Origin of the sequence: Fodinicurvata halophila (assembly GCF_042651425.1) — a bacterium.
Taxonomy (GTDB): Bacteria; Pseudomonadota; Alphaproteobacteria; order Kiloniellales; family DSM-21159; genus Fodinicurvata; species Fodinicurvata halophila.
Map to the genome: position 1 here is coordinate 1 of NZ_JBHSCW010000003.1, position 23401 is coordinate 23401.

At 59.3% G+C, this 23401-nt stretch carries 27 protein-coding genes; 11 read left to right on the plus strand and 16 right to left on the minus strand.

What is annotated here, in order from left to right:
• The 4 genes from ACFOW6_RS04765 to ACFOW6_RS04780 form a co-directional block, all read right to left on the minus strand.
• The coding region (locus ACFOW6_RS04765; RefSeq protein WP_382422088.1) for an adenosylhomocysteinase at nt 1-158 on the minus strand (158 nt) is incomplete at its 3' end.
• A gap of 81 nt (nt 159-239) precedes the next feature.
• Nucleotides 240-1418, minus strand: coding sequence for a methionine adenosyltransferase (gene metK, locus ACFOW6_RS04770; protein ID WP_382421199.1), 1179 nt, complete (start codon nt 1416-1418; stop codon nt 240-242).
• A gap of 117 nt (nt 1419-1535) precedes the next feature.
• A complete protein-coding gene (locus ACFOW6_RS04775; protein ID WP_382421200.1) occupies nt 1536-2366 on the minus strand; it encodes a methyltransferase domain-containing protein in 831 nt (276 codons plus the stop codon).
• Nucleotides 2367-2411: 45 nt separating this feature from the next.
• Nucleotides 2412-3167, minus strand: coding sequence for a class I SAM-dependent methyltransferase (locus ACFOW6_RS04780; RefSeq protein WP_382421201.1), 756 nt, complete (start codon nt 3165-3167; stop codon nt 2412-2414).
• Nucleotides 3168-3689: 522 nt separating this feature from the next.
• On the opposite strand from ACFOW6_RS04780, the gene ACFOW6_RS04785 reads away from it, so the two are divergent.
• Nucleotides 3690-6080, plus strand: a complete 2391-nt coding sequence (locus ACFOW6_RS04785) for a heavy metal translocating P-type ATPase (protein WP_382421202.1) — start codon at nt 3690-3692, stop codon at nt 6078-6080.
• 38 nt (nt 6081-6118) lie between these two features.
• Here ACFOW6_RS04785 and ACFOW6_RS04790 read toward each other — a convergent pair whose 3' ends face one another.
• Nucleotides 6119-7078, minus strand: a complete 960-nt coding sequence (locus ACFOW6_RS04790) for a ribonucleotide-diphosphate reductase subunit beta (RefSeq protein WP_382421203.1) — start codon at nt 7076-7078, stop codon at nt 6119-6121.
• A gap of 359 nt (nt 7079-7437) precedes the next feature.
• On the opposite strand from ACFOW6_RS04790, the gene ACFOW6_RS04795 reads away from it, so the two are divergent.
• The 9 genes from ACFOW6_RS04795 (at nt 7438) to ACFOW6_RS04840 (ending at nt 16078) form a co-directional block, all read left to right on the plus strand.
• Nucleotides 7438-8646, plus strand: a complete 1209-nt coding sequence (locus tag ACFOW6_RS04795) for an ISL3 family transposase (protein WP_382421204.1) — start codon at nt 7438-7440, stop codon at nt 8644-8646.
• A 536-nt stretch (nt 8647-9182) separates the two neighbouring features.
• Complete coding sequence (locus ACFOW6_RS04800; RefSeq protein WP_382421205.1) at nt 9183-9533, plus strand: hypothetical protein; 351 nt, start codon at nt 9183-9185, stop codon at nt 9531-9533.
• A 299-nt stretch (nt 9534-9832) separates the two neighbouring features.
• Entirely contained in the window at nt 9833-10219 is a 387-nt protein-coding gene (locus ACFOW6_RS04805) for a hypothetical protein (protein ID WP_382421206.1), read from the plus strand.
• Between the two features lie 91 nt (nt 10220-10310).
• Complete coding sequence (locus tag ACFOW6_RS04810; RefSeq protein WP_382421207.1) at nt 10311-10862, plus strand: cupredoxin domain-containing protein; 552 nt, start codon at nt 10311-10313, stop codon at nt 10860-10862.
• 84 nt (nt 10863-10946) lie between these two features.
• Nucleotides 10947-12686 carry a copper resistance system multicopper oxidase gene (locus ACFOW6_RS04815; protein WP_382421208.1) on the plus strand — a complete coding sequence of 580 codons (1740 nt, stop codon included), beginning with the start codon at nt 10947-10949 and terminating at the stop codon, nt 12684-12686.
• Between the two features lies 1 nt (nt 12687).
• Nucleotides 12688-13395, plus strand: coding sequence for a copper resistance protein B (locus ACFOW6_RS04820; protein WP_382421209.1), 708 nt, complete (start codon nt 12688-12690; stop codon nt 13393-13395).
• 151 nt (nt 13396-13546) lie between these two features.
• The gene (locus tag ACFOW6_RS04825) at nt 13547-14488 is read left to right on the plus strand and encodes a cation diffusion facilitator family transporter (RefSeq protein ID WP_382421210.1); all 942 of its coding nucleotides are present in this window, start codon (nt 13547-13549) and stop codon (nt 14486-14488) included.
• On the plus strand, nt 14485-15051 hold the full coding sequence (locus ACFOW6_RS04830) for an EamA family transporter (protein ID WP_382421211.1): 567 nt from the start codon (nt 14485-14487) through the stop codon (nt 15049-15051). Before ACFOW6_RS04825 ends, ACFOW6_RS04830 begins: the two co-directional genes overlap by 4 nt.
• 733 nt (nt 15052-15784) lie before the next feature.
• The gene (locus tag ACFOW6_RS04840) at nt 15785-16078 is read left to right on the plus strand and encodes a rhodanese-like domain-containing protein (protein ID WP_382421212.1); all 294 of its coding nucleotides are present in this window, start codon (nt 15785-15787) and stop codon (nt 16076-16078) included.
• A 129-nt stretch (nt 16079-16207) separates the two neighbouring features.
• Here the strand turns inward: ACFOW6_RS04840 and ACFOW6_RS04845 are convergent, their stop codons facing one another.
• From ACFOW6_RS04845 to ACFOW6_RS04895, 11 genes are all read right to left on the minus strand, one after another.
• A complete protein-coding gene (locus ACFOW6_RS04845; protein ID WP_382421213.1) occupies nt 16208-16858 on the minus strand; it encodes a hypothetical protein in 651 nt (216 codons plus the stop codon).
• A gap of 147 nt (nt 16859-17005) precedes the next feature.
• Nucleotides 17006-17746 (minus strand): cytochrome c biogenesis CcdA family protein, encoded by a 741-nt coding sequence (locus ACFOW6_RS04850; RefSeq protein WP_382421214.1) that lies wholly within the window; start codon nt 17744-17746, stop codon nt 17006-17008.
• Between the two features lie 81 nt (nt 17747-17827).
• On the minus strand, nt 17828-18172 hold the full coding sequence (locus ACFOW6_RS04855) for an SCO family protein (protein WP_382421215.1): 345 nt from the start codon (nt 18170-18172) through the stop codon (nt 17828-17830).
• On the minus strand, nt 18169-18528 hold the full coding sequence (locus ACFOW6_RS04860) for an SCO family protein (RefSeq protein WP_382421216.1): 360 nt from the start codon (nt 18526-18528) through the stop codon (nt 18169-18171). The genes ACFOW6_RS04855 and ACFOW6_RS04860 overlap by 4 nt, the downstream gene beginning before the upstream one ends.
• Before the next feature lie 96 nt (nt 18529-18624).
• Nucleotides 18625-18771: a hypothetical protein gene (locus ACFOW6_RS04865; RefSeq protein ID WP_382421217.1), complete on the minus strand. Its 147-nt coding sequence runs from the start codon at nt 18769-18771 to the stop codon at nt 18625-18627.
• The gene (locus tag ACFOW6_RS04870) at nt 18764-19126 is read right to left on the minus strand and encodes a hypothetical protein (RefSeq protein ID WP_382421218.1); all 363 of its coding nucleotides are present in this window, start codon (nt 19124-19126) and stop codon (nt 18764-18766) included. Before ACFOW6_RS04870 ends, ACFOW6_RS04865 begins: the two co-directional genes overlap by 8 nt.
• Nucleotides 19127-19134: 8 nt before the next feature.
• Complete coding sequence (locus tag ACFOW6_RS04875) at nt 19135-19980, minus strand: TlpA family protein disulfide reductase (protein ID WP_382421219.1); 846 nt, start codon at nt 19978-19980, stop codon at nt 19135-19137.
• A gap of 261 nt (nt 19981-20241) precedes the next feature.
• A complete protein-coding gene (locus tag ACFOW6_RS04880; RefSeq protein ID WP_382421220.1) occupies nt 20242-20400 on the minus strand; it encodes a hypothetical protein in 159 nt (52 codons plus the stop codon).
• 10 nt (nt 20401-20410) lie between these two features.
• Complete coding sequence (locus ACFOW6_RS04885; protein ID WP_382421221.1) at nt 20411-20839, minus strand: DUF411 domain-containing protein; 429 nt, start codon at nt 20837-20839, stop codon at nt 20411-20413.
• A 43-nt stretch (nt 20840-20882) separates the two neighbouring features.
• Nucleotides 20883-21587 (minus strand): c-type cytochrome, encoded by a 705-nt coding sequence (locus ACFOW6_RS04890; protein ID WP_382421222.1) that lies wholly within the window; start codon nt 21585-21587, stop codon nt 20883-20885.
• A gap of 110 nt (nt 21588-21697) precedes the next feature.
• The gene (locus ACFOW6_RS04895; RefSeq protein ID WP_382421223.1) at nt 21698-21976 is read right to left on the minus strand and encodes a hypothetical protein; all 279 of its coding nucleotides are present in this window, start codon (nt 21974-21976) and stop codon (nt 21698-21700) included.
• 832 nt (nt 21977-22808) lie between these two features.
• On the opposite strand from ACFOW6_RS04895, the gene ACFOW6_RS04900 reads away from it, so the two are divergent.
• Nucleotides 22809-23381, plus strand: coding sequence for a TetR/AcrR family transcriptional regulator (locus tag ACFOW6_RS04900; protein WP_382421224.1), 573 nt, complete (start codon nt 22809-22811; stop codon nt 23379-23381).
• Nucleotides 23382-23401: the final 20 nt, after the last annotated feature.

Consider the following 23401-nt stretch of genomic DNA (forward strand, 5'->3'; position numbering starts at 1 on the left):
CCCTTCAGCGGCTGCGACGAAGCATACTCCTCGCGCGTCGCCATCAGACCCGGCATCTCCGTCTCAGCTATCTCAAGCTCAAGACGGCCCCAGTCCGCCAAACCAATGTCCTTAACCTTGTAGTCGTCGAAGTTCGCTTCTTTCTTTACGGTACTCATATTGGTCTATTGATCCTTTGTTTGATCCGAATTCCCGGTTGCGCTGATGAAGCGGCCGAACTCAATCGGCCGCCATCAGAGTTACTCGGCGGCCATCAGGCCAGCGTCGTTGGCCAGGGCCTCCGCCTTGTCGGTGCGCTCCCAGGTGAAATCCGGATCGTTGCGGCCGAAGTGGCCGTTGGAAGCCGTCTTGCGGAAGATCGGACGACGCAGGTCCAGATCCTCGACAATGGCCTTCGGACGCAGGTCGAAGTGCTCGCGGATCAGGTTCTCGATCTGCGGCTCCTCGATGCGGCCGGTGCCGAAGGTGCTCACGTGGATGGAGATCGGATCGGCCACGCCGATGGCGTAGGCGATCTGGACCTCGCACTTGTCCGCCAGACCGGCGGCCACGATGTTCTTGGCAACATAGCGGGCCGCATAGGCGGCCGAACGGTCCACCTTGGTGGAGTCCTTGCCGGAGAAGGCACCGCCGCCGTGACGGCCCATGCCGCCATAGGTGTCGACGATGATCTTGCGGCCGGTCAGGCCGCAGTCGCCAACCGGGCCACCGATCACGAAACGACCGGTCGGGTTGACCAGATAGCGGGTCTTATCGCTGATCAGATGCTTCGGCAGGGCCGGCTTGATGATTTCCTCGATGGTGGCTTCCTCGAGGTCCTTGTACTCGACATCGGGATCATGCTGCGTGGACAGCACGACAGTGTCGATGTGCTTCGGCTTGTCGTTCTCGTAGGCCACGGAGACCTGGGACTTCACGTCCGGGCGCAACCAGCTGATCTTGCCTTCCTTGCGCACGATGCTCTGACGCTCGGTCAGCTTGTGCGACAGAAGGATGGGCAGCGGCATCAGCTCGTCGCTCTCGCGGCAGGCATAGCCGAACATCATGCCCTGGTCGCCGGCACCCTGACTGCGATCCAGGCCGGTACCCTCGTCCACGCCCTGGGCAATGTCCGGGCTCTGCTTGTCGATGGACAGCAGGACGCCGCAGGTGTTGCCGTCGTAGCCCAGCTCGCTGCGGTCATATCCGATATCGAGGATGGTATCGCGCGCAACCTGGGTGTAGTCCACCGTTGCGTTCGCGGTGATCTCGCCTGAAAGAATGCAGAGGCCAGTGTTCACAAGCGTTTCGCAGGCGACACGGGCGGCCGGGTCCTGCTTCAGGATGGCGTCCAGCACGGCGTCGGAAATGTTGTCGGCCATCTTGTCCGGATGGCCGGCTCCGACGGATTCAGACGAAAAGATATATTCCTTGGGCATCGGGGATCCCCTTTCTGTGATTGCTCTATATGTCTATCGCGATGGTCCGCGATGAAAAAAATCGTCCGGGCCGCAGGATAGAAGCCAACGACCCGGACGAAACGCGTTGGGTCAGGCTCAATGCGGTTTGGTCGCCAGGAAGAATTCCCAACCGATCTTGTTCGCATTTCCGGAATCGACCCAGAACTTCAGGGCGTCGGATGTCTTGTCGACGACCTGCTTGCCGATACGGCGCTCGAACTCCTTGCGACGGTTCTCAAGCTGAGTGCGCACCCAATTATAGGTCGGGGCCACGTTCTCGGACCAGTCTGCATGGTGGGCCAGTGAGAATCCGGCTTTCTTCAGGGCACCCATGTAGTCCTCGGTGTCCCACATGTCGGGTGACTTGACGCGGTCGTAGATCTTCTCACGGTCTTCCTGCGGCGTCCCCTTGCGGACAAGGAGGTCGGTGAAGACCAGCGTTCCGCCGGGCTTGAGCACCCGATAGGCTTCCTCGACCACACGCTCCTTGTCGACCGCGTGCAGGAAAGCCTCCTGGGACCAGTAGCTGTCGAAGCTGTTGTCCTCGTACTGCAGGTCGTGGAAATCGGCCCATTCAAAGGATACGAGCTCGTCGAGGCCTTCCTTGGCAGTCAATTCGCGCCCATGGGCAAGCTCTCGGTCGGAAATGTTCGTGGCCAGAACTTCGCAGCTGAAGCGGCGGGCCAGGAAGCGCGCCAGCGCACCATAGCCGCAGCCCACATCGAGCACGCGGTCGTTGGGGCCAAGAGTGACGCGGTCGGCCATCTGCTCGTTCGAGCGGACCATTGCGTCGATCAGGCTTTCATCGGGGCTGCTGAAATAGCCGATGTGAATGTTCTCGCCCCAGATGTCGCGGTAGATTTCATCCGCTGCGCCGTCATAATAGGCTTTGGTCTCGCGGACGATCTTACCAATATCGGTATCCATGAATACCTCCGTTTGCAGGGTGTAAGACGCGTTGTTTAAGGTGTCTTACTTGCCCTTGATGGCGATCTGCTGAATGAAGTCGACTTCGTTTGTCTTGTAGGGCTTCGTGAAGTCGCCGTAGCTCTCAACATTCTTGAAGCCCGCTTCCTTCATGGTTTTCACGACGTAGTCGTGCCGCAGCGGGAACATGTTGAGGTGGTACTTGCTCTTGTCCGGATAGGTGTACTCGAAGCGGACCACCTGCGGCGAAATCTCCACCGGCCGCGCATCCACGTTGTCACCCGTGTAGTAGTGCTGGTGCTTGCTGGAGAAGCCTTCGTCCAGAATGCGATCGTAGTTGCGATGGTCCAGCACGAGGATGCCGCCGGGACGCAGCGCCTTGTACATGGCGGTTAGCGCTTCCAGGCGGGCTTCATGCTCGAACATGTGCGTGAAGGCATTGCCCAGACAGAGCAGGGCATCGAAGGATTCCTCACCATAGTGGTCGGCGAGATCACGCCAGTCGACCACGGCGATGTCTTCGAGATCCGCCTTGTGATGCTTCGCGTTGCGCTTGGTCTGCTCGATCATGTTGGCAGAACCGTCCGTGGCAACAACGTCGAGGTCGGTGTTCAGCGCCAGTGTCACTGCGTGATAGCCGGTGCCGGTGGCAATGTCGGCCACGCGCTGACAGTTATATTTTTCAAGAAGCGATTCAAAGAAACCTGCTTCACCTTCCTGGCGACCTTCCCATCCGATCAGGTCATCCCAGCGCGAAGCAAATTCCTCTGTATACTCGTGTTTGTAGTGTTCGTTATGCATGGTTGCTCCCTCGGTCTTGTGCGTCTCGATTACGGCCGCACTTCTTCAACCCACGTTTCCGTGAGTCTCTCAGTGAATTTTTCGTAAAACCGGAATCATCGCCAATTATAAATAGTAAATCGGCGCTCAATTTCTACTTAAGCAAGTAAAAACCTATTTAACAGATTCCTGATCGAGCCCTCCGGCTCTGAAAGCGAACTTTTCAGCCAAGCTGTACTTAACCTGGTCGCTTTAAGGATATGTGCGTCGGTATTAAGACATAGATTATTTCCGGTGATATTTGCAACCCCCTTGCCGAACTTTTTTTCCTCAAAGCGTCATGTGTGTCGCAGATAGACATCTTTTTCTGGCTGCATAAGCACCTGCTTTTTCTTGGCTATGCCCTTGACCTTCCAGTTGGTGGAAGCCGCATATGCAGGTCTGTGAATTATTCCTGACGCCTGGGCCTTGAGCTCGGTGGTCTCTAGGCCGGGCCTCGCTCGTTTGGGGCCCGCGTCACACAGCTCTAGAAAGCATGAAGCCATGACCGACACTCACAGTCACAGAAGCGACAGCGAATCGATGGAAACCGTACATTGCCATCAGAATTTCTGTCGCAACAGCGACAAATCGATTCCCGAAAACGACTTTCGTGATCCTGTCTGCGGCATGTACGTCTCACCCGAGACGGCTGCGGCTTCGAGCGACTACGAGGGGCAGAGCTACTATTTCTGCTCGACCGGTTGCCGGGACAAGTTCAGCGCCGCGCCCGACGATTACCTTGAATCCGACACGTCGCGGGCGCGCGAGAAGGCTGTTCCACAGGGGACGATCTACACCTGTCCCATGCATCCCGAGATCCGGCAGGAAGGGCCAGGCAATTGTCCGATTTGCGGCATGGCGTTGGAGCCCGAGACGGTCAGCCTGGACGATGAACCCAACCCGGAACTCATCGACATGACACGTCGGTTCTGGATAGCTCTGGCTCTCAGCCTGCCGGTGGCAGTCCTGGAAATGGGAGGGCATCTGCTCGGACTGGAGCTTCTGCCCCCCGTGCTCTCGGTCTGGACCCAGGCCGTCCTTGCGACTCCGGTGGTGCTTTGGGCCGGTTGGCCTTTCTTCGTACGCGGATGGCAGTCAGTTAAGGTGCGCAGCCTGAACATGTTCACCTTGATCGCCATGGGGACGGGTGTGGCCTGGACCTATTCCATGGTTGCCGCTGCCCTGCCCAGTATCTTTCCAGAAGCCCTCCGCAATGAACACGGCCTGGTCGCCGTCTACTTCGAAGCAGCCGCCGTGATCGTGACCCTGGTGCTGCTGGGGCAGGTGCTGGAGCTGAAGGCAAGGGAGCGCACCTCGGGTGCGCTCAAGGCTCTGCTTGGGCTGGCGCCGAAAACCGCCCGGCGAATCCGGGACGGACAGGAGGAAGAGGTTGACCTGGACGACATCCAGGTCGGCGATCACCTGCGTGTCCGCCCCGGCGAAAAGGTCCCGGTGGACGGTCGCATCATCGAGGGCAGTGCGACACTCGACGAATCCATGGTGACCGGCGAGTCGCAGCCGGTGCGGAAGGAAGCGGGCGATGCTCTGGTCGGGGGGACCCTCAACCGCAGTGGTGCCCTGGTGATGGAAGCGGAAAGGGTCGGGCGAGATACCCTGCTCTCGCGCATAGTACAGATGGTGGCCGAGGCACAGCGCAGCCAGGCACCGATCCAGCGCCTTGCCGACAAGGTTGCGGCCTGGTTCGTGCCCACAGTGATCGCGGTGGCGGTGGTGGCCTTCGGCGCCTGGCTCCTGCTGGGTCCGAGTCCGGCGCTGTCCTATGGCCTGATCGCAGCGGTCAGCGTCCTGATCATCGCCTGTCCCTGTGCCCTGGGGCTGGCCACGCCGATGTCCATCATGGTCGGCGTCGGACACGGGGCAGGTGCTGGTGTTCTGATTCGCGACGCAGAGGCCCTGGAACGTTTCGAGAAGGTGGATACGCTGGTCGTGGACAAGACAGGCACCCTGACCGAGGGGCGGCCGCGGGTGACACAGGTCGAGGCATTGGGCGAGGTTCCGGAGGACGATATCCTGGCCCTGGCCGCGGGGCTGGAGCGCTCCAGCGAGCATCCCCTGGCGCTGGCGATCCTGCAGGCTGCCGAGGAGAGGGGACTCGCTACTAAAGCGCCGACAGCAGTTGATGCACCTTCGGGACGGGGTATTGTCGGTGAGGTCGGCGGGCGACGCATCGCGCTCGGCAACCGCTATCTGATGGAGGATGAAGCGGTTTCCCTGGATGAGGTGGAGCCGCGGGCCGATGCATTGCGTGCGGATGGTGCAACGGTCGTCTATCTGGCGGGCGACGGGAGGCTCCTTGGCTTGCTGGCGATTGCGGATCCAATCAAGCAGACCACGGAAGAGGCCATCCGAACCCTGCGCACCGCCGGCCTGCGTATAGTCATGCTGACCGGCGACAACGAGAGGACCGCCCGGGCCGTAGCCCAGCAACTGAACATCGACGAAGTCGAGGCGGAAGTCCTGCCGGAGCAGAAGAGCGAAGTCGTCGCCCGCCTGCGCCGCGAGGGGCGTGTCGTGGCCATGGCGGGCGATGGCGTCAATGACGCGCCGGCGCTGGCCATGGCGGACGTGGGCATTGCCATGGGCAGCGGCACCGACGTGGCCATGGAAAGCGCCGGTGTGACACTGGTCAAAGGCGACCTGAACGGGATCGTGCGTGCCCGCCAGTTGTCGCTGGCGACCATGCGCAACATCCGGCAGAACCTGTTCTTCGCCTTCGTCTACAATTCGCTTGGCGTGCCGATCGCGGCGGGCGTGCTCTATCCCGTCTTCGGGCTGCTGCTCAGCCCGATCTTCGCTGCCGCGGCCATGGCTTTGTCCTCGGCCTCGGTCATTGCCAATGCGCTACGGCTCAGGCGACTGCGCTTCGAGTGAGCCCTGTCGGGTGAGTTCCTCCTGAGGTAACGGGGGATTCACTCGAAGGCTTCCTCCCAGGTGCCGCGCGTGGCGGCCTTGGAATACTCTGTGGCGCGGTTCTCGAAGAAGTTGGTGTGCTCCATGCCGTTCAGCATGGCATCCAGCCAGGGCAGGGGATTCTGCTCGATGCGATAGATCGGCTGCAGGCCCAGCTGGGACAGGCGGCGGTCGGCGATGTAGCGGATATAGCGCTTCACCTCGTCGGCCGTCAGGCCCTCCACCCCTTCAAGCTCGAAAGCCAAGTCGATGAAGGCGTCCTCGTGGGTCACGATGGTCTCGCAGGCGCGGTAGAGTTCCCGCTCCAAGTCCTCCTCCCAGACCTCAGGGTTCTCTTCCACGAAGGTGCGGAACAGCCGGATGATGGATGCCGTGTGCAGGGATTCGTCGCGCACCGACCAGGAGACGATCTGGCCCATGCCCTTCATCTTGTTGAAGCGCGGGAAGTTGAGCAGGATCGCGAAGCTGGCGAAGAGCTGCAGGCCTTCCGTGAAGCCGCCGAACACAGCCAGGGTCAGTGCGATGTCGCGGTTGGTCTCCACCCCGAAATGCTGCATGTAGTCGTACTTGTCGCGCATTTCCTTGTAGTGGAGGAAAGCGCTGTATTCCGTCTCGGGCATGCCGATGGTGTCCAGCAGGTGGCTGTAGGCGGCGATGTGGATTGTCTCCATGTTGGAGAAGGCCGCCAGCATCATTTGCACTTCCGTCGGCTGGAAGACGCGCGAGTAATGTCGCATGTAGCAGTTGTTCACTTCCACATCCGATTGCGTGAAGAAGCGGAAGATCTGGGTGAGCAGATTGCGCTCGCCCGGCGTCAGGTTGCGCTGCCAGTCCTTCACGTCGTCGGCCAGCGGCACCTCCTCCGGCAGCCAGTGGATGCGCTGCTGGGTCAGCCAGGCGTCATAGGCCCAGGGATAGCGGAAGGGCTTGTAGATCGGATCGGATTTCAGGAGCGACATGTCTGAGCTTTCCAGCGTTGTAGGGGGCAAGGGTCGACAGGCAGTGGAAGAACGAGCCGGTCACTGGCATTGTATATGGTATCGATTCGTAAACTGTCCGTTGGTTGCTCGGTTAGGCTGACGTAGTGAGCGAAAAGGCGTTTACTATTTGCAAAAAACCGTAAACAACTGCCCCTGCACATATATTTTAAACTCGCTGAAGTTTACATATTGGGCCGCCAATTTGCATTAGACAATGGCGCCGCAGTGAGAAAATTTTAGTTCATCGCGGAACAGCGTGGAGTGTTAGGTGACGACGGCTGGTTTTGTATAGTTTTTCGGTTCGCCAAAACGGAAAAACAGCCAACCGAGCCGTCGTCATGGAGCATGCTAATCCCCTGGCCCTGTTCTGGGAAGGTTTTGAAGTTTCCTCCTACAACGTTGTTGGGCCGCAGTGCCTGCTGATCCGCCTGAGGCCTGATTCCTTCCGGTTGCCCCGCTGCCGTGTGTGCGGGCAGGACTGTCGGGGCGTGCACGACACGACGGTGAGACGGGTGCGCGAGCGGGATCTTCTGGACCAGCGGGTCTGGCTCGAGATTCCGGTGCGCCGGGTGCGCTGTCAGAGTTGCGGTCTCCGGCAGGAGGCGATCTCCTGGCTGGCCGGGCGCCAGCGCCTGACCTTGCGCATGGTCTGCTGGGTGGAGAGCCTGGTGCGCCTGCTGCCGGTTCAGCATGTGGCCCAGTTGCTCGCGCTGCATTGGCATACCGTCAAGACCATCGATCACAGGCGCTTGCAGCGCGAGGTCCGCGCCCCGGAGCGCAGCCGCCTGCGGCGCCTGATCATGGACGAGTTCGCCCTGTTCAAGGGGCACCGCTATGCAACGGTGGTCATCGATGCCGACAGCCGGCAGGTGCTCTGGGTGGGCGAGGGCCGCAGCCGGGAGGCGGTGCGCCCCTTCTTCGACTGGCTGGGGCCCGAAGCTTGTGCCCGCATCGAGGCCGTGGCGATGGACATGAATACGGCCCTGGACAAGGAAACCCGGAAGCACTGCCCCAAGGCCCGCATTGTCTATGACCTCTTTCACGTCGTCGCCAAGTTCGGCCGTGAGGTCATCGATCGCGTGCGTGTCGACCAGGCCAACCAGCTGCGCCATGACAAGCCGGCGCGCCAGGTCATCAAACGCAGCCGCTGGCTGCTCCTGAGGAACAGAGCGAACCTCAAGCACGATCAGGCCCTCAAGCTGGAAGAGTTGCTCGCGGCCAACCAGCCGCTGATGACCGTCTACCTGCTCAAGGACCAGCTCAAGGAGCTCTGGTACGCCCCCAGCCCGGCCGAGGCCCGCCGGCGCTGGAAAAGCTGGTACAAGCTGGCCATGGAGAGTGGAATCAAGCCACTGCAGAATTTCGCCAACCGCCTGAAACCCTACCTTGCCGGCATCATCGCCAGCGCCCGCTACAGGCTCAATACCAGCGTCCTCGAAGGCATCAACAACAAGATCAAGGTCATCAAACGCATGGCCTACGGATACCGCGACACAGATTACTTCTTCCTCAAAATCAAAGCCGCTTTCCCCGCTAAAACGCGATGAACCTTTTAATATTACCTATAGTGGCCACGCTATGTGCTATCGATACTGTCACTCTAAAACTTGACCTCAGTTAACGGGATAATTATGTAATATCCATGCTACGGCTAGTATGTCGCTATATCATGGTTTGCCTTCTGGCGCTGTCTTTTGGGCTGCCAGGTGCTTTCGCCAATGCGTCGTCAGGAAATGACCTTGATGTTTTCACGGGGGCTCACACCCACGACGTCGCGAGCAAAGCGCCAGCACATAACCAAGGACACACGCCGCATGACGGAGGGTACGACAGTTGTTTGGCCGTCGTCGGAAACTGCACTAGTTTTCAGTTTGTCCAGAATAGCGAAGCCATTCCACCAATCAATTTTACGTTACTTATCCTCAGACCCGGCGACGATGCGCTTTGGGCCAGCCGGGCCTTGGAGGTAGATACCCCCCCGCCGCGTTCCTGAAATCAAGCATCACTTACAAAATTCATCCGCGAATGCTTTCAAGCCTGCATTCGCGGGGCTTATGATCTGTTTTCATGAACGAGGTTGAAAATGTTCAAGACATACCTACCTATCATCGGTTTTGCCCTGACCACGACCCTGGCCATGCCAGCCCTGGCTCACCTGGCGCAGCCCACGCCTAGCAACGAGGGCTATGCCGGCGGCTATGTAGCCCATCATGGGACTACTTTCCAGACCGCCGAGACCAGCCCTTCTTTCGATACGCTTGAAGATGGTTATGCCAGCCGGCAGGCCGGCAATCCCAGCCTAGAAGGCTATAGCGGTAATGCCGAAATCAACCAAGCGGCTGTCCTGAGCACGCAGAAGAGGCGTGAACGGGTTGCCTCCAACCAAGACGATTTTGTCGCTATGGAACGGCGCGTCCGTTACAGCGGCCGCTGATCCAATCCCATCCGGGGTTTTTCGGCTCCGGAGCTCATTCAGTGATTCCCTCATCCTCGACCGCGCCAAGCTCACCGCTTGGCGCGGTTTTTCTCAGTTGGTGCGTCTATGCATGGCGTGCTCGCGCCTTTAGGCACGAGTTGAGGGAGGTGGTTGACCAGTCGGCGACTTAGACTGGAAATCCTCTCCGGGCTCTGGTGATAGAAAGCAGTAGCCGAATAGCAAGGGCGACGACACGAGGTATTCTTATCTACGGTGGTCACACAAGTGTGCAATCGATACTGACACTTGGATAAAGCTTGATATTGGTTCTGAAGGATGGTCTAGTGCATCAAATGCTTTCACTGCTATTCCGCTATATATTGATTTTCCTGCTGGTGCTGTCTTTTGGACTGACAGGCGCTTTCGCTAATGCGTCGTCAGGAAGCGACTCTGATGTTTTCGCGGAGGCTCACACCCATGACGCCATGAGCAAAGCGCCGTCACATGATCAAGAACACACGCCGCATGATGAGGGTTACGTCAGTTGTTTGACGTTAGTCGGGCACTGCATTAGCTTTCAGGTTAGCCAGAATAGCGAAGCTACTTTGCCTTCCCCTTTTACATTACTCACCCTCAGACCCGGCGACGATACGCTATGGGCCAGCCGGGCCCTGGAGGTGGATACCCCGCCGCCGCGTTCCTGAAATCTAGAATCACTTACAAAATTCACCCGCGAATGCTTTCAAGCCTGCATTCGCGAGGGCTTGTGATTTGTTTTCAAGAACGAGGTTGAAAATGTTCAAGATAATCTACCCTAAGTCTTTCGCAGCTATATTGCTGTCCGTGACTCTGCTGTCCGGTAATGCCTTGGCTGCTGGTTCTCACAGCGGTGGGCATGATGGCCCGCATGGCAAGCAAGGCGAGGCTTCCGCAGTATCCCGTACGATAGAGGTCGTCATGGGCGACAACTACTTCGAGCCCGAGAGCTTCAGCGTGGAGGCCGGGGAAACGGTTCGCTTCAATGTCCGCAACGAGGGCGAACTCGTCCATGAGTTCAATATCGGAACACCGGAAATGCATGCTGACCATCAGGAAGAAATGATGATGATGATGGAACATGGTGTTCTGACGGCTGACAGGCTCGATATGGAAGCCGCCAAGGAAATGCAAGACAGCATGGGGCACGGTATGCACGACGATCCCAATAGCGTTCTGCTTGAGCCGGGAGACAGCGGAGAAGTCGTTTGGACCTTCCCCGAGGATAGAGAGGTCACTCTGGAGTTCGGTTGCAATGTGCCGGGGCACTATGCCTCGGGCATGGTCGGTGAATTTGAACTGACCAACTGAACTGTCCTGAAAGCAGGCTGGGGTGGTCCGTCGACAGGGCGCTCAGCCTGCTGCGACCTTTTTATCCGCAAAGGAAGAACTGTGATGGAAAGATTTTCCATGGTCCGGGCGAGTCTGCTCGGAAGCGCCTTGGCCATGCTGCTTGCGGGCGGCGCTCTGGCCGAAACATACGACCTGACGGTCGATCCGGTCGATATCGACACCGGTGATTTCACACGCAGCGGCATTGGTTACAACGGGAAGAGTCCGGGACCGGTTCTTCGGTTCAAGGAAGGAGAGGAGGTTACGATCAACGTGACGAACAACCTCTCCGAAGAGACTTCAATCCACTGGCATGGTCTGATCCTGCCATTCGATCAGGACGGTGTACCCGGAATCAGTTATGACGGCATCGCGCCCGGAGAAACCTTCACCTATAATTTCCCGATCGTGCAAAGCGGCACCTACTGGTTTCATAGCCATAGCGGCTTTCAGGAGCCGGATGGAGCCTATGGCGCCATAATCATTGAGCCTGAGAATCGGGAACCCTTTCGTTATGACAGGGAGTATGTGGTGCAGTTGACGGATACGCATCCGCACCAGGGTTCTCGCATCATGCGCAATCTCAAGATGTCGCCGGACTACTACAACCGGCAACAACGGACCCTGATGGATTTCCTCTCTGACGTCGGTCAGAAGGGCTTGGGCGAAACCCTTGCCGATCGGGAAGCATGGGGCGACATGCGGATGATGCCCACGGACATCGAGGATGTGCAGGGTTATACACCGCTGATCAATGGCAAAGGACCGGAACAGAATTGGACTGGTTTGTTTGAACCGGGAGAACGTGTCCGCCTGCGCTTCATTAATTCATCGGCCATGAGCTATTTTGATGTGCGTATTCCCGGTCTGGAAATGACGGTTGTCCAAGCCGACGGGAACAATGTGCAGCCCGTGACTGTGGACGAGTTTCGCATGGCGGTCGCCGAAACTTACGATGTGATCGTACAGCCTAAGGATGAAGAGCCCTATTCGCTTCTGGCTGAGTCTATGGGGCGTACGGCAATGGCCCGTGGCACCCTGGCACCGCGTGAAGGGATGAAGAACCCTCTTCCGGACCTGCGGGACCCGCCTCTTTTGACCATGGCCGACATGATGATGGATCACGGCGGTCATGGTGACATGATGGAGGAAGAAGGTGAGAGCGATCGTCACGTCGTGCCTGATGGCACGGAGATGAAGGGCGATTCCCATGAAGGTATGGAGCATGGTTCAGGCGAAGAGGCCGAAATGGACCATTCCGCACATGGAGACACGCAGGCCGATCAGGAAGATCCCTTCTATGCGCCCGGCAGCGGGTTGCTACCCAGTGCGTACAACGACGGCAAGTTCCTGTCCTACAGTGACCTGAAAGCGCAAAAACCGCTCTATGAAGATCGGGAGCCGACGCGGGAGATCGAAATCCGTCTGACAGGCAACATGGAGCGGTATGTCTGGTCGATTGACGGAGTCAAATACGAAGACGCGGATCCTATACGGCTGCAGTACGGAGAGCGGGTTCGTTTCAAGTTCGTGAATGAAACGATGATGGCCCATCCCATGCACCTGCATGGCATGTGGTCCATTCTGGATACGGATAGCAGCAAATGGGATCCCATCAAGCATGTCGTGAATGTCAACCCAGCGACCACTGTCTACATGGAAACCGAGGTCGATGCGCCGGGTGAATGGGCTTTCCACTGTCACCTGTCTTATCACGCCGAAGCCGGGATGTTCCGCAAAGTCGTGGTCGAAGTCGGCCCGGAAGAGCAGATAGGCCGGCTCTCAACTCAGGGGGGTGGCTGATATGGCGAGACTCAAGCAATTCTTTGGAGCTGTTGTCCTGGCAACCACAATGGGCAGTGTCCCGGCCATGGCTGAGCCCCTGCAATGGGGATTTCAGGGAGAGCAGTTCGAATATCGTTTCGGCAAGAATGAGGATGTCTTCGCTTGGGACTTCGATTCTTTCGCTGGTTCCGACGAACGCAAGTTCATCTGGCGCAGCGAGGGCGAGTACGGGCTTGATGAAAAAGCTTTTGAAACCCTGGAAAATCAAGCGCGTTTGCAGGTTCCCATTTCCCCCTTCTTCGATGCGGCTGGCGGTGTTCGGCTGAGCACCCCCGAAGGCGGACCTAATCGGGTCCATGGTGTTCTGGGCGTCAAGGGTTTGACGCGTCAGTGGTTTGAAGTAGATGCCAACCTTTTTATCTCCGACAAACCTTTCGCACGTTTTGAGGCAGAATATGAGGCCTTGATCACAAATCGGATTACCCTGACTCCCAGTCTCGAAGTCGATCTGCCCTTTGTGGATGATCGCAGGGCCGGTTTCGGAGCCTGGGGACCGAAAGTCGAAGCGGGGGCGCGCCTGAGCTACGATCTCGTGGACAGAATGCTCTCGCCCTACATCGGGATGCACTACGAGCGGAAATTCGGGGAAACCGGCGATCTTGCCCGAGAGGAAGGTGAAGGACGCGATGCGCTATACTTCGTGGTCGGAACGAAGTTTGTTTTCTGACTGAAGCTGAAAAGCGTTCTTCACCACTTACCCCCCAGCCCGGAGAATTCGGGCTTGGGGTCTCTGAAGGCAGGTTGGGCGCCTTTGTCGAGCCCCAGATCAAGGGCGCCTACTTCTCCTAAGGCCTGGAATGCAGCAAAGGAGCTTTGCGATGGCTCAACATCAGGGACACAGCGGGCATGCCGGTCACATGCCCTCGAGCGGACGCGGAATGGCGATCTCCGCCTGGCTGACGGGCATCTATTTCTTCATCGAGATGGGCATCGGACTCTGGACCGGCTCGATCGCCGTGATCTCCGATGCCTTCCACACCTTCTCGGCCGTGGGCGGCGTGCTGGTGGCGATCGTGGCGGCGCGGCTGGCACGGCGACCGGCGGACGAGGACCGCAGTTTCGGCTGGTACCGGGCCGAGATCCTGGGGGCGCTGATCAATGGCGGGTTCCTCCTGGCAATGGCGCTGGTGGTCATCGTCATGGGTGCCATGCGGCTGTCCCAGCCAATCGAGCTGCCGCCCACGCCAATGCTGCTGGCGGCGGCCGGCGGCATCCTGACCGAGGTGATCTCGCTGGCACTCATCTGGAAGCAAAGCCAAAGCGATCTGAACGTGAAGGGCGCGCTCTGGCACATCATCCAGACCTTTATCGGCAGCCTGCTGATCATCGTCACCGCGCTGGTGATCCACTTCACCGGCTTCCTGCTGATCGATCCGATCCTGGGCATGGCCTTCGGCTTCGTGCTGCTCTGGGCGAGCTGGGGCATTCTGCGGGATTCCGCCCATCTGCTGATGGAGGGCACGCCGGCGGACATCAGCCTGTCGGAGGTCTCGGACGCGCTCGATGCGCTGGACGGCGTGAAGGACGTGCATCACGTGCATGCCTGGGCCCTGACCAGTGGCCGCTATGTCTTCTCCGGCCATTTGCGGGTCGCGGAGGGCGCGGATAGCCAGGCGATTCTGAAAGAGGCGCATGGGATGCTGAAGCAACGCTTCGGCTTCTTCTTCGTCACCCTGCAGGTGGAAAGCGTCTGCCTGGATGAATCGGGGGCCGAGGCCATTGACGTGACGCGGCCAGCGCCGCAGGGGAGCCAGGAATGAAGACGCTTCTCCTGCTTTTGCTCATCACGCTGTCCGAGGCCACCATTGGTGTCTTCGTGAAGCTTACGGATGGGCTGATCCCGATCCAGACGCTCAATTTCTACGCCCTCGCCTGTGCTGCGGCCTTTCTGATGGCCGTCATGCCTTTGGCGACCGGGCAGTCATTGCGTTTCCCCTGGGGCAATCTGAAGGATACAATTATCATAGGTGCTCTGATTGCTGCGCAGATCAGCGTTTTCAACTACGCCATGACGCTGGTTCCCATTGCCAACGCCGTGATCTTCTGGAGCATCGCACCCTTCTTCGTCTTCATCTTTTCCGCGCTTTTTCTCGGCGAAACAGCGCGGAAAAGCTATATAGTGATCTTCGCCATCGCCATGATCGGCATCGTGCTCGCCAAGCCACTGGAAGGTGGTCACATGCTCGGCAATCTCGTGGCACTCGGAGATGGCGCAATATACGCCGCGATGGTCACCTACATGCGGTATGAGGGGAAGAGCGAGGCCGGTAACGGCATCGCCTGGTCGATGCTGGTGGCGGCCATGGGACGTCCCATAGCGTAGTAGAACCACAGTCCGATCAGCGGAAAGTAGAGGCTGGTAACCGGCCAAACCATGTTCATAATCTTCATCCGCTGAGGATGTGCAATCACATCAGCAACGATGACGCCTGCCGTGACGAACCCTGGAATGATTGAGGTTCATGCGATCGGGACGAGCTAGTTCAGCGTAGTTTCAGCCATTAGTTACGCTTCCACTTTCCGTCAGGCGATCGATCTTTGCACTCAGAACGAAGCCTTCTTCTTAAGAGGGTTTCCGGTCACAAAGACCGCGCGCCCCCGTGCAGCTCGCTGGCCCGGGAGCGCACGCAGTGGGAATCCACGCAAGGTCAACGACTTTGGCTGGATTGGGCAGCACCGGCTGAGAGGATTTATACGACCCATCTGGCCACGCAGAGGACAAAGATGCCGACGATCACGGCGTTCCACATCGCTGCGATCGCGCCGCTGAAACCAAGCACCAGGGTGCGACAACCAGCCAGGCACCGACGATGAGATTGGTCCATTCCTCCCACGTCTGCACCTGCGACCACAACAAGAACGACACCAAAAATCTACGCGTCCCACGCCGCCGCCGTCACTGCTGTGAACATGAGTGCCCAAGGAGAGATGAAAAGCTAGACGCCGAGAATCAAGTTCGTCCAGTCCTCCCAGCGGTTGGCATTACCACGTTGAGCATTGGTTGATGGCATAGCTCACCTCCTGAATAAGTCGGGGTTCAAGGCACGCCAGTAAATGTGGGATTTCCAATCGTAGGAAGGTCAAGAGGTGCGCAGAATGTCTTGGTATTGGGGATGCGCTTTCATCGTACGGGCGCCATCAGCGCCGCATCGCATGCGCTTGAAGCTTGTCCAGCGGAGATCGATGTGAACGAGGAGATCATCGCCTACTGCCACGGGCCCTACTGCGTCCTATCCTATGAGGCTGTGGCCGCTCTTCAGGCGCGCGGATACACCGTGTGGCGTCTGGAAGACGGCTTGACCGAATGGCGCGCCGCCGGCCTGTCGGTGGAGGCGGGACTGCAGCGATAGCCGGGGCACGAGCTGCCGGCGCCGGCCCCTTGTTCAGCGTATCGAATGCGACCCTCGGTCTAGTGTTGCCTCCGCCCCACCGCTCGAGGCGCCTCTCACACGCGCCAGATCGAAGCGTTGTGGCGATGGTCAACTGATCGCAAGAAACAGCGTGCCGATGCCCGTTACAATCAGTGCCAGTGCCCAGACGAGGTCAACATTGATCCAACCACGTCGCAGGAAAGCGAGACCGACCCACTCGTAGACCACGAGAGCAATCACGCCGGCGACAATCAGCATTGCCAATGTATGAAGAGTAACAGCCACCAGGCCGGTCGCGACGGAGTCGCCCTTCCCGGGCATCATGCCGTGCTGTGCGTGACTGGCATGGCCCTGAGACATCGGCAATTCCAGGAGCACGGGGATCAGCATCGCCCCGGCGCCGTGCCCCGTCGCCATCAGGAACGACCAGACCAGAAGATCCCGGAAGCCGGCTTCCATGCCGACCTGTCCCTTGTGCCGTGCGACGAGACGATAAAACCCGAAGACGATAAGCCCGATGCCCGCTGTAAGCTGGAGCATCGTGAGGTTGATGAGCGCACTCAGGAGCGCCAGAGCGAGGACGACGGCGGCAATCGACAGCGCATGACCAATGGCGATCGGCAGCAACGATGCCAGTATAGCCGAGCGGCTTTTGCGTTGCAGGCCCAACCCCACTGCAAATAACCACCCCATGGCCGGATTGAGCCCGTGAAAGGCCCCGAGCCCCGCCAAAGTCGTCCACGCCCAGAGATCGCTCATGGGATCCAGGTCCCCGATTCAAGCCGGCACTTTTCCCGATGTGCACGGTAGTGGGACGGGTGACGGTTGGTTACTGTCACGTCGGACTCTTGCCGGTTTGCGTGGCACCATACATCGTATTCTACCGACCACCTCATACTGCTGCTCCTATCCGATGTTTCCCAGGGCAGGGAAGGTATCAAGCAGCCAGTAGGAGAAGGCGGAGAGTTGGCCTGTCATTATGGCGATACCCATGAGGATCAGAATCGCGCCGGCCCCGAGTTGGAGCAGCCGGCCGATGCGCCCGATCGTCTTAAGCCGCGCCATCAGTCTATCTGTGAACAGCGCCGTCAATAGGAACGGTACTCCGAGCCCGAGGGAATAGACGGCGAGCAGTGCGATGCCGCCCGTCAAGGTCACGGAGGTTGCGCTGACGGTGAGGATGGCGCCGAGGATCGGTCCGATGCAAGGGGTCCAACCGAAAGCGAAGGCGAGGCCGAGCACATAAGCCGAGACCGGTCGTCCGCCCGGGAGTGCCGTGTGGAAGCGGAACTCCCGCATGAGCCAATTTGGGCGCATCAGGCCGAGCAGAAACAAGCCGAAGAGAATGACGATCGCACCACCAACGAGATTAAGCTCGTAGCGGTAGGTAAGGAGAAGCTGACCGAGCATGGTCGCGCTCGCGCCCAGCAATACGAAAACCGTGGAGAAGCCGAGCACAAAGCAGACGCTCAGTCCCACAGCCGGCAGACGCAATGCCATCGTACCAACGTTCGTGTCGTCGGCAACGGCCCGACCCGCGACGTAGGACACGTAGCCGGGCACGAGCGGCAGAACACAGGGCGACAGGAATGAGATGGTGCCGGCGGCGAATGCCGTCAGCAGGCCGATATTCGAAATTTCCAGCATCGTCTCCTAATGCACTCTTCCTGGTCTGAGCACTATCACAGCTTCATCCGTGCCTCGTGGGTACCTAAGGCTCGTCATCCGTCAGAACAGTTCCTTCACCCTTTCCCACCAGGTTTGCTCGCCGTGGTCGTGCGGTGTGGCGATGTCGTTGACCAGGGCGTTGATGAACATGACCAGATTGGTTGGCCCGAAGCGCAGGCCGTGGAAGTTACCTCGCCAACGGCCGTCCCTGTCGATGACATGCGTGACCACACTATGTGTCTGGTAACCGTCCTCGGTTTTCTGGAACTTGTGGCCATAGGCTTGAGCGAGCTGGCGAGTCGCATCCTCCGACTGGTCCGGCGTGGTCGACAGGAACGTCCAGTTGACAGAGTCGAGCCCATGCGCCGGGCCGTAGTCGCGCAGCACATCGGCGGTGTCGTTCATGGGATCGGGGTGATGGTGACGAACTGCACCTGCGCCTTCATAGGCGTCTGGTTCACCATCTGCTGAATCTCGGTGATCTTCTCGGCGTGCAGTGGGCAGACATCGGGACAACTGGCATAGATGAAATGTAGCACCACCACCCTGCCGCGCAGGTTGTCAAGGCGAACTGTCTCCCCGTCCGCGGTGTGAAGCGCGAAGCCAAGCACTTCCTTGTCAACCGGTTCAAAGAATTTTTCCTTGTCGCCCATCATGGATCCGAGGTTTTCCGGGGAGTGCGCATGGGCCTGCTGCGTCAGCGACACTGAGCCGGCCAGCATAACCAGGAGCGCCAAAACGATCGTGAAACTCACCTTCATTACTGTCCGATCTCCAAAAGCAAAAGCCGTGCGGATGTCCAGACCCAGGGGCGAGTACGGAGATGGCGACCGTCCCGTCCGGCTTGACGATCAGGTTCAGCAGGTCGCCGAGATATCCATCGCTGTAGAGCCTATCATCGAGATGCCCGACTCCTTAGAGGCATGGGCGTAGAGCGTGGGCGCGGCTGCCAGGCCCGCGATGATCGCAGAGGGTACGGCAAGCGCTTTAATCGAGTTACGCATCGGTGGCTCTCCTTTCCTTGGAGGGTTCCAGTTCGGGGTTGGTAAGAGAGGCATCACCGCTAATTGCCGGCTTGGGAGCCGCAGGCGGATCCTCGAGCGCAATTGACTGCGCGGTCGGCGTCGCGCCGTCGACCGCCGCCGGGTCAGAGGCTTTCGCGGCATTCGAGCATGATTTGCCATCCGCCCGCTTCATGCACAATCCAAGGGCGCACATGGCGAGGCAGGGCAACACGCTGATCAGGATTGGCGCGAGGCCAGCCGCCGCCACCCAGCTCCAGTTCAATGCCAGGCCGGTCATGATCGCCAGCCCGGCGAGGAGGACCAGGCCACGGCGGTCGCTGAGATAGTAGTGCACGGCATAGATTAGCTCCTGCGTGAGAGACGTCTTGGCTGTTTCAGGAGATCGAGGCGTAGCCATGAAGAATGTCCTTTGGTGATTGCGGACGAGGTGGTGTGCTCGCGGGCCGGGAGGCGCACGACACGAAGGTTGCGGTATGGCACCGACGGCATGGCCGGATCACTTGCTCCTGCGTGCGTTCCTTTGCCCGCAGGCTCGGGCCATAGCGCCCCGGACTGACGGCCGAGTTGTCGTTGGATAAATGCGACCATCTCAGGCGTGTCCCACTCTGCCGGGCCAACATGACGCGCGATCTCACGGCCCTCGCGATCGAGCAAAAGCGTGGTCGGCAGGCCGACGGCGTTAAGCTGCTGAGATGCTTGGCCACTTTCGTCGATATATTTGTGCAGGTGGGCAATTCTGATCTCGTCATAGAACTCGCTCACGACCCCGAGGCCGGCCCGGTCGATCGACAGCGCCACAACCTGGAAATCCGGCCCGCCAAGCTCGGCCTGCAGCCGGTCAAGCGTCGGCATCTCTTCGCGGCACGGTCCGCACCAGGTGGCCCAGATGTTGAGCAGTACCACCTTGCCTCGGAAATCGGCGAGGCTTAACAGCCGGCCATCGTCATTCTTGAATCGGATCTCTGGCACCGTTTGCGGCGTGTCATGCAGGGACATGACGGCGGTTTCTCCTTCCGCGCCGGTCGTTGCTGCTGTGGCCGTTTCCTGGTTGGCCCCGCTGTTCGTATGGCGTTTGGAGGAATCGTCGTAACCGAAGGGCCCGACCAGCCCGACGATCACGAATGTGATCGCGAGTCCGATTGCGACGCCAATGAGCAATCTGAGGTGGCGTCGTTCCAGACCCATCATTGGACACGTTCCTCGCTGACGAAATATGGACGCGCATCCACCGACACGACGGTGCCGGTCCGCGTATAAGAATCACCTAGGATGTCAGGCCAGGAAACGGACACGGGCTTGCCAATTGACGCCAAGGAGATCTCGCGCGGATTCTGCGTAATCCCCCAACCGAGCGCGACTGGGAGCGCCAGGAAGTGAGTCACTGCGACCAAAAACGCCGCGCATAAACTTTTGCGCAATCGATTTGGCGATTCGGCTTTAAGCGACGGCTCAGTCACCCTCTCTTCCTTTTCTCCGGCGATTGTTGAAAAAGAGGTACTTCACAAGGGCCGCTGCCGTGAGCAGCATGACAATGAGGATGAGCAACCAGAACAAGCCCATACCCCACATCATCATTCCACCATCGCAATTCATTATGCCGTCCATCATTCGCGGATCCTTATTCCACTGCGTAGATTCTGGGCTGTCCCTCGCCCAGTTCGTAGATCGTAAACGGCTCGCTCTTCGCTCCGCTCATGCCCGGCGAGCCCATCGGCATGCCCGGCAGGGAGATGCCCTTGATATCAGGCCGCTCCGTAAGAAGGCGGTTGAGCGATTTCAGGGGTACGTGACCTTCGACGACATAGCCGTCGATAAGCATGGTGTGACACCCTGCGAACTTCTCTGGCACGCCGTGCTGCCGTTTAATCAGCGACAGGTTGTGGGTCGGCTTGACGGTGACGGCGAAGCCATTGGCACGCAGATAGTCGGCATAGGCCTCGCAGCAGCTGCACTGTGGGTTCTTGTAGAGGGAGGCTGTTTTTGCGTCCTCGCCCGCATGCGCGAAACCGAGGGGCAGCAGGAGCAGGACAAGGATCAGTCGACGCATGGGCAGTTCCTTTCGAAAGTATCGTGCGCAAGATCGGGGCGCATCAGCACTCCTCCGCGATGAAGCGCATTAGTTCGTCCAGGCGCGCAAAGACCACCGAAGCGCGGTCCCCCATCATCCCGGAGGCAACGATCACCGGCTTGCCGGGTTCGGGCCCGGTCTCACGCGTATCGAGCTTGAGCCTGAGGTTCATCTCCCAGTACGGCGTCTCAGTGCCATCGGCAGTCGTGACAAAGTAGCTGTCACGGCAATGCCGGATCTTTGTCACCTGCGCGCGCGGCGGCGGCGTCTTCAGCGAGTCTGGTTTCTGCCCGCGCACGTACTCGGCTGGCACCAGGCCACGATCGAGGACCGCCTTTGCACCGCCGGGCGCCATGGCGATTTCGAGGAAGGCGATGAGGTCGGCGCGGGCCTGGTCGTCTGCGATGCCGCGGAAGATCATGTAGGTGTCGGGGATCATAGACTGTGGGTCGGCGAGCCATGCGTCGAGTGTGGCTTTGTCCCATGTGAAATCTGCTGTACCCAGTCCCTCGGAATAGCGGATGAAGCCCGCTGCCTCCCCGGCCGGTTGACCCCACAGCTCCGCCAGGCTCGGACCGGTTAGGTGCGTCCCAGGCTCCAGCGAATGGCAGGCGATGCAGGCGCGGTACTGCGCGGCGCCCCGTTTCGGATCACCCTCGACCTGCGCCTGTACCGTCGTGACGAGGACTGCAAGTGTCGAAAGGAAAGGGATCAGGAAGCGTATCATGTTCAGACTCCCTCAAGCGACAAAATCATGACCTGCTCATCGTCCGGGTTCGGTCGTAGTGTGGGAGGAGCCGGCCCGCCCTCCTGCCGGATGGACGGGCCGGCACCAACTCAGCCGTTCGTTCCGGGCGCGTCCTCCCGCCCTTGCTCATTGGGCTGTCCGGAACCATCGCGGTTCATGGACTGCATCATCTTGTTGCAGTTCTCCATCATCTCGCTCATCTGGCCCATCATGCCCATCATACCGCCTTGGTTCATCATGCCGCCTTGGCCCATCATCCGACCGCTGGATCCAGACTCCTTGGAGCCTTCGGCATAAAGTGCCGGTGCGGCTGCCAGGCTCGCGATGACGGCAGAGGTGACGGCAAGTGCTTTGATCGAGTTACGCATCAGTAAATCTCCTTTGCTTGGAGGATTGCCTTGGGGTTCGTGAAAGGGACAACGTGAATGCATGCTTCGCATTCGAGTCCACGCTCTGATCCCTTGCGAATCCCTAGGTAACGGAATGTCTCGGCGAGACCACGAGTCTCGTCAATTTCCGTTGGGCATCGCCCGGTCATCGACCCGTGACGATGCGTCGACGTGTTGAAACGGCGCTTAAATCGCGCCTGCCCGCACGTCAGCTAAGAATGGAGGATTTGGGAGGGTAGGGATCGGGCGGTGCGGTCAAATCGCGCACTACGCCGGGCATCGGGATGACCTGCTTAAGGGTCTGAGTTACGGCGAGGCCGCTCGTGTCCGGCAACAGCGCTGGCACGCCGCAGCAGGTCAGCACGGGCGAGCAGGTCACAGCGTCTATGCTCTCGTCCTCGCTACCGCCACAGCCGTCACAATCACCCTGGCCGGATACCCCAGAATCAAGAGACGCCATCGTCATCTGGACGGTCATTTCGCCAGCCTGAACGGCAGACAGGCTCACCCCTAGGGCTAGGAAGACCCCAAGAAAAAGCGCAACAAACTGCCGAGGCGACCAATGCTTCATCGTGAAAATACTATTGCAGACATGTCTTTGTACGGCAAGGCCATAGCAATCAATTTAGTGCGACCTATCGCCACTTCCGCGCAGTATTGATGATGCTACCACATGGTGGCCGCAATCCGTTCAGCGGAAACGACGCCCGGCAGGCCAGCAGACGTCCGAGGTCTTCCCAGTCTTGACAGAGGACCTCACATTCCATTAAATACCGTCCAGACGGTCTGAAATCAGAAAGGACCGAAACCTATGGGCCGACGCTCCAGCATTTCGCGCGATGCTCTCCTGGATGCAGCCGAGGCTGTGGTCCTGGAGATGGGCGCGACCAGGCTCACCTTCGATGCCGTGGCCGAGCGCGCCGGGGTCAGCAAGGGTGGGCTGCTTTACAGCTTTCCCACGAAGGAAGCCCTCCTTGAGGGCATGGTAGCGCGGCTGTGCGAGCGTTTCGCGGCGACGCAGGCCGCCCAGCGCGAGGAGGGAGACACCGCGGCCGACAAACTCAAAGCGTATATACAGGCCACCTTCGCCGAGGACGCAAATACCCGCAACGTGTCGGCGGCATTGCTCGCGGTGGTCGCCAACGATCTCCAGCTTCTTGCGCCTGTACGCGAGCACCAGCAGCGGGACGTGGCAGGCTTGGTGGAGCTTGGCCAGCAATTCCCGCGCGCAGCTGTCGTCTGGCTTGCGACCATCGGCCAATGGTTCCTCGAGGTTCTCGATGTCTCTCCACTGAAGGGCGATCAGCGGCAGCAGGTCATGGAGGAGCTGCTGCGCCTTGCCGAGACCGTCCAAACCCCAACTGCCACCGCGAACACGGAGTGACCCGCATGCACGGCTGGATA

Bases quoted from the DNA above. Each gene is read 5' to 3' on its own strand.
- metK (WP_382421199.1), bottom strand. From the start codon at position 1,418: ATGCCCAAGGAATATATCTTTTCGTCTGAATCCGTCGGAGCCGGCCAT.
- ACFOW6_RS04825 (WP_382421210.1), top strand. From the start codon at position 13,547: ATGGCTCAACATCAGGGACACAGCGGGCATGCCGGTCACATGCCCTCG.
- ACFOW6_RS04895 (WP_382421223.1), bottom strand. From the start codon at position 21,976: ATGCGTAACTCGATCAAAGCACTTGCCGTCACCTCTGCCGTCATCGCG.
- ACFOW6_RS04775 (WP_382421200.1), bottom strand. From the start codon at position 2,366: ATGGATACCGATATTGGTAAGATCGTCCGCGAGACCAAAGCCTATTAT.
- ACFOW6_RS04860 (WP_382421216.1), bottom strand. From the start codon at position 18,528: ATGAAGGTGAGTTTCACGATCGTTTTGGCGCTCCTGGTTATGCTGGCC.
- ACFOW6_RS04830 (WP_382421211.1), top strand. From the start codon at position 14,485: ATGAAGACGCTTCTCCTGCTTTTGCTCATCACGCTGTCCGAGGCCACC.
- ACFOW6_RS04795 (WP_382421204.1), top strand. From the start codon at position 7,438: ATGGAGCATGCTAATCCCCTGGCCCTGTTCTGGGAAGGTTTTGAAGTT.
- ACFOW6_RS04850 (WP_382421214.1), bottom strand. From the start codon at position 17,746: ATGCTGGAAATTTCGAATATCGGCCTGCTGACGGCATTCGCCGCCGGC.
- ACFOW6_RS04845 (WP_382421213.1), bottom strand. From the start codon at position 16,858: ATGAGCGATCTCTGGGCGTGGACGACTTTGGCGGGGCTCGGGGCCTTT.
- ACFOW6_RS04820 (WP_382421209.1), top strand. From the start codon at position 12,688: ATGGCGAGACTCAAGCAATTCTTTGGAGCTGTTGTCCTGGCAACCACA.
- ACFOW6_RS04865 (WP_382421217.1), bottom strand. From the start codon at position 18,771: ATGCGTAACTCGATTAAAGCGCTTGCCGTACCCTCTGCGATCATCGCG.
- ACFOW6_RS04780 (WP_382421201.1), bottom strand. From the start codon at position 3,167: ATGCATAACGAACACTACAAACACGAGTATACAGAGGAATTTGCTTCG.
- ACFOW6_RS04885 (WP_382421221.1), bottom strand. From the start codon at position 20,839: ATGCGTCGACTGATCCTTGTCCTGCTCCTGCTGCCCCTCGGTTTCGCG.
- ACFOW6_RS04800 (WP_382421205.1), top strand. From the start codon at position 9,183: ATGTTCAAGACATACCTACCTATCATCGGTTTTGCCCTGACCACGACC.
- ACFOW6_RS04785 (WP_382421202.1), top strand. From the start codon at position 3,690: ATGACCGACACTCACAGTCACAGAAGCGACAGCGAATCGATGGAAACC.
- ACFOW6_RS04815 (WP_382421208.1), top strand. From the start codon at position 10,947: ATGGAAAGATTTTCCATGGTCCGGGCGAGTCTGCTCGGAAGCGCCTTG.
- ACFOW6_RS04855 (WP_382421215.1), bottom strand. From the start codon at position 18,172: ATGAACGACACCGCCGATGTGCTGCGCGACTACGGCCCGGCGCATGGG.
- ACFOW6_RS04875 (WP_382421219.1), bottom strand. From the start codon at position 19,980: ATGATGGGTCTGGAACGACGCCACCTCAGATTGCTCATTGGCGTCGCA.
- ACFOW6_RS04810 (WP_382421207.1), top strand. From the start codon at position 10,311: ATGTTCAAGATAATCTACCCTAAGTCTTTCGCAGCTATATTGCTGTCC.
- ACFOW6_RS04880 (WP_382421220.1), bottom strand. From the start codon at position 20,400: ATGATGGACGGCATAATGAATTGCGATGGTGGAATGATGATGTGGGGT.
- ACFOW6_RS04790 (WP_382421203.1), bottom strand. From the start codon at position 7,078: ATGTCGCTCCTGAAATCCGATCCGATCTACAAGCCCTTCCGCTATCCC.
- ACFOW6_RS04890 (WP_382421222.1), bottom strand. From the start codon at position 21,587: ATGATACGCTTCCTGATCCCTTTCCTTTCGACACTTGCAGTCCTCGTC.
- ACFOW6_RS04900 (WP_382421224.1), top strand. From the start codon at position 22,809: ATGGGCCGACGCTCCAGCATTTCGCGCGATGCTCTCCTGGATGCAGCC.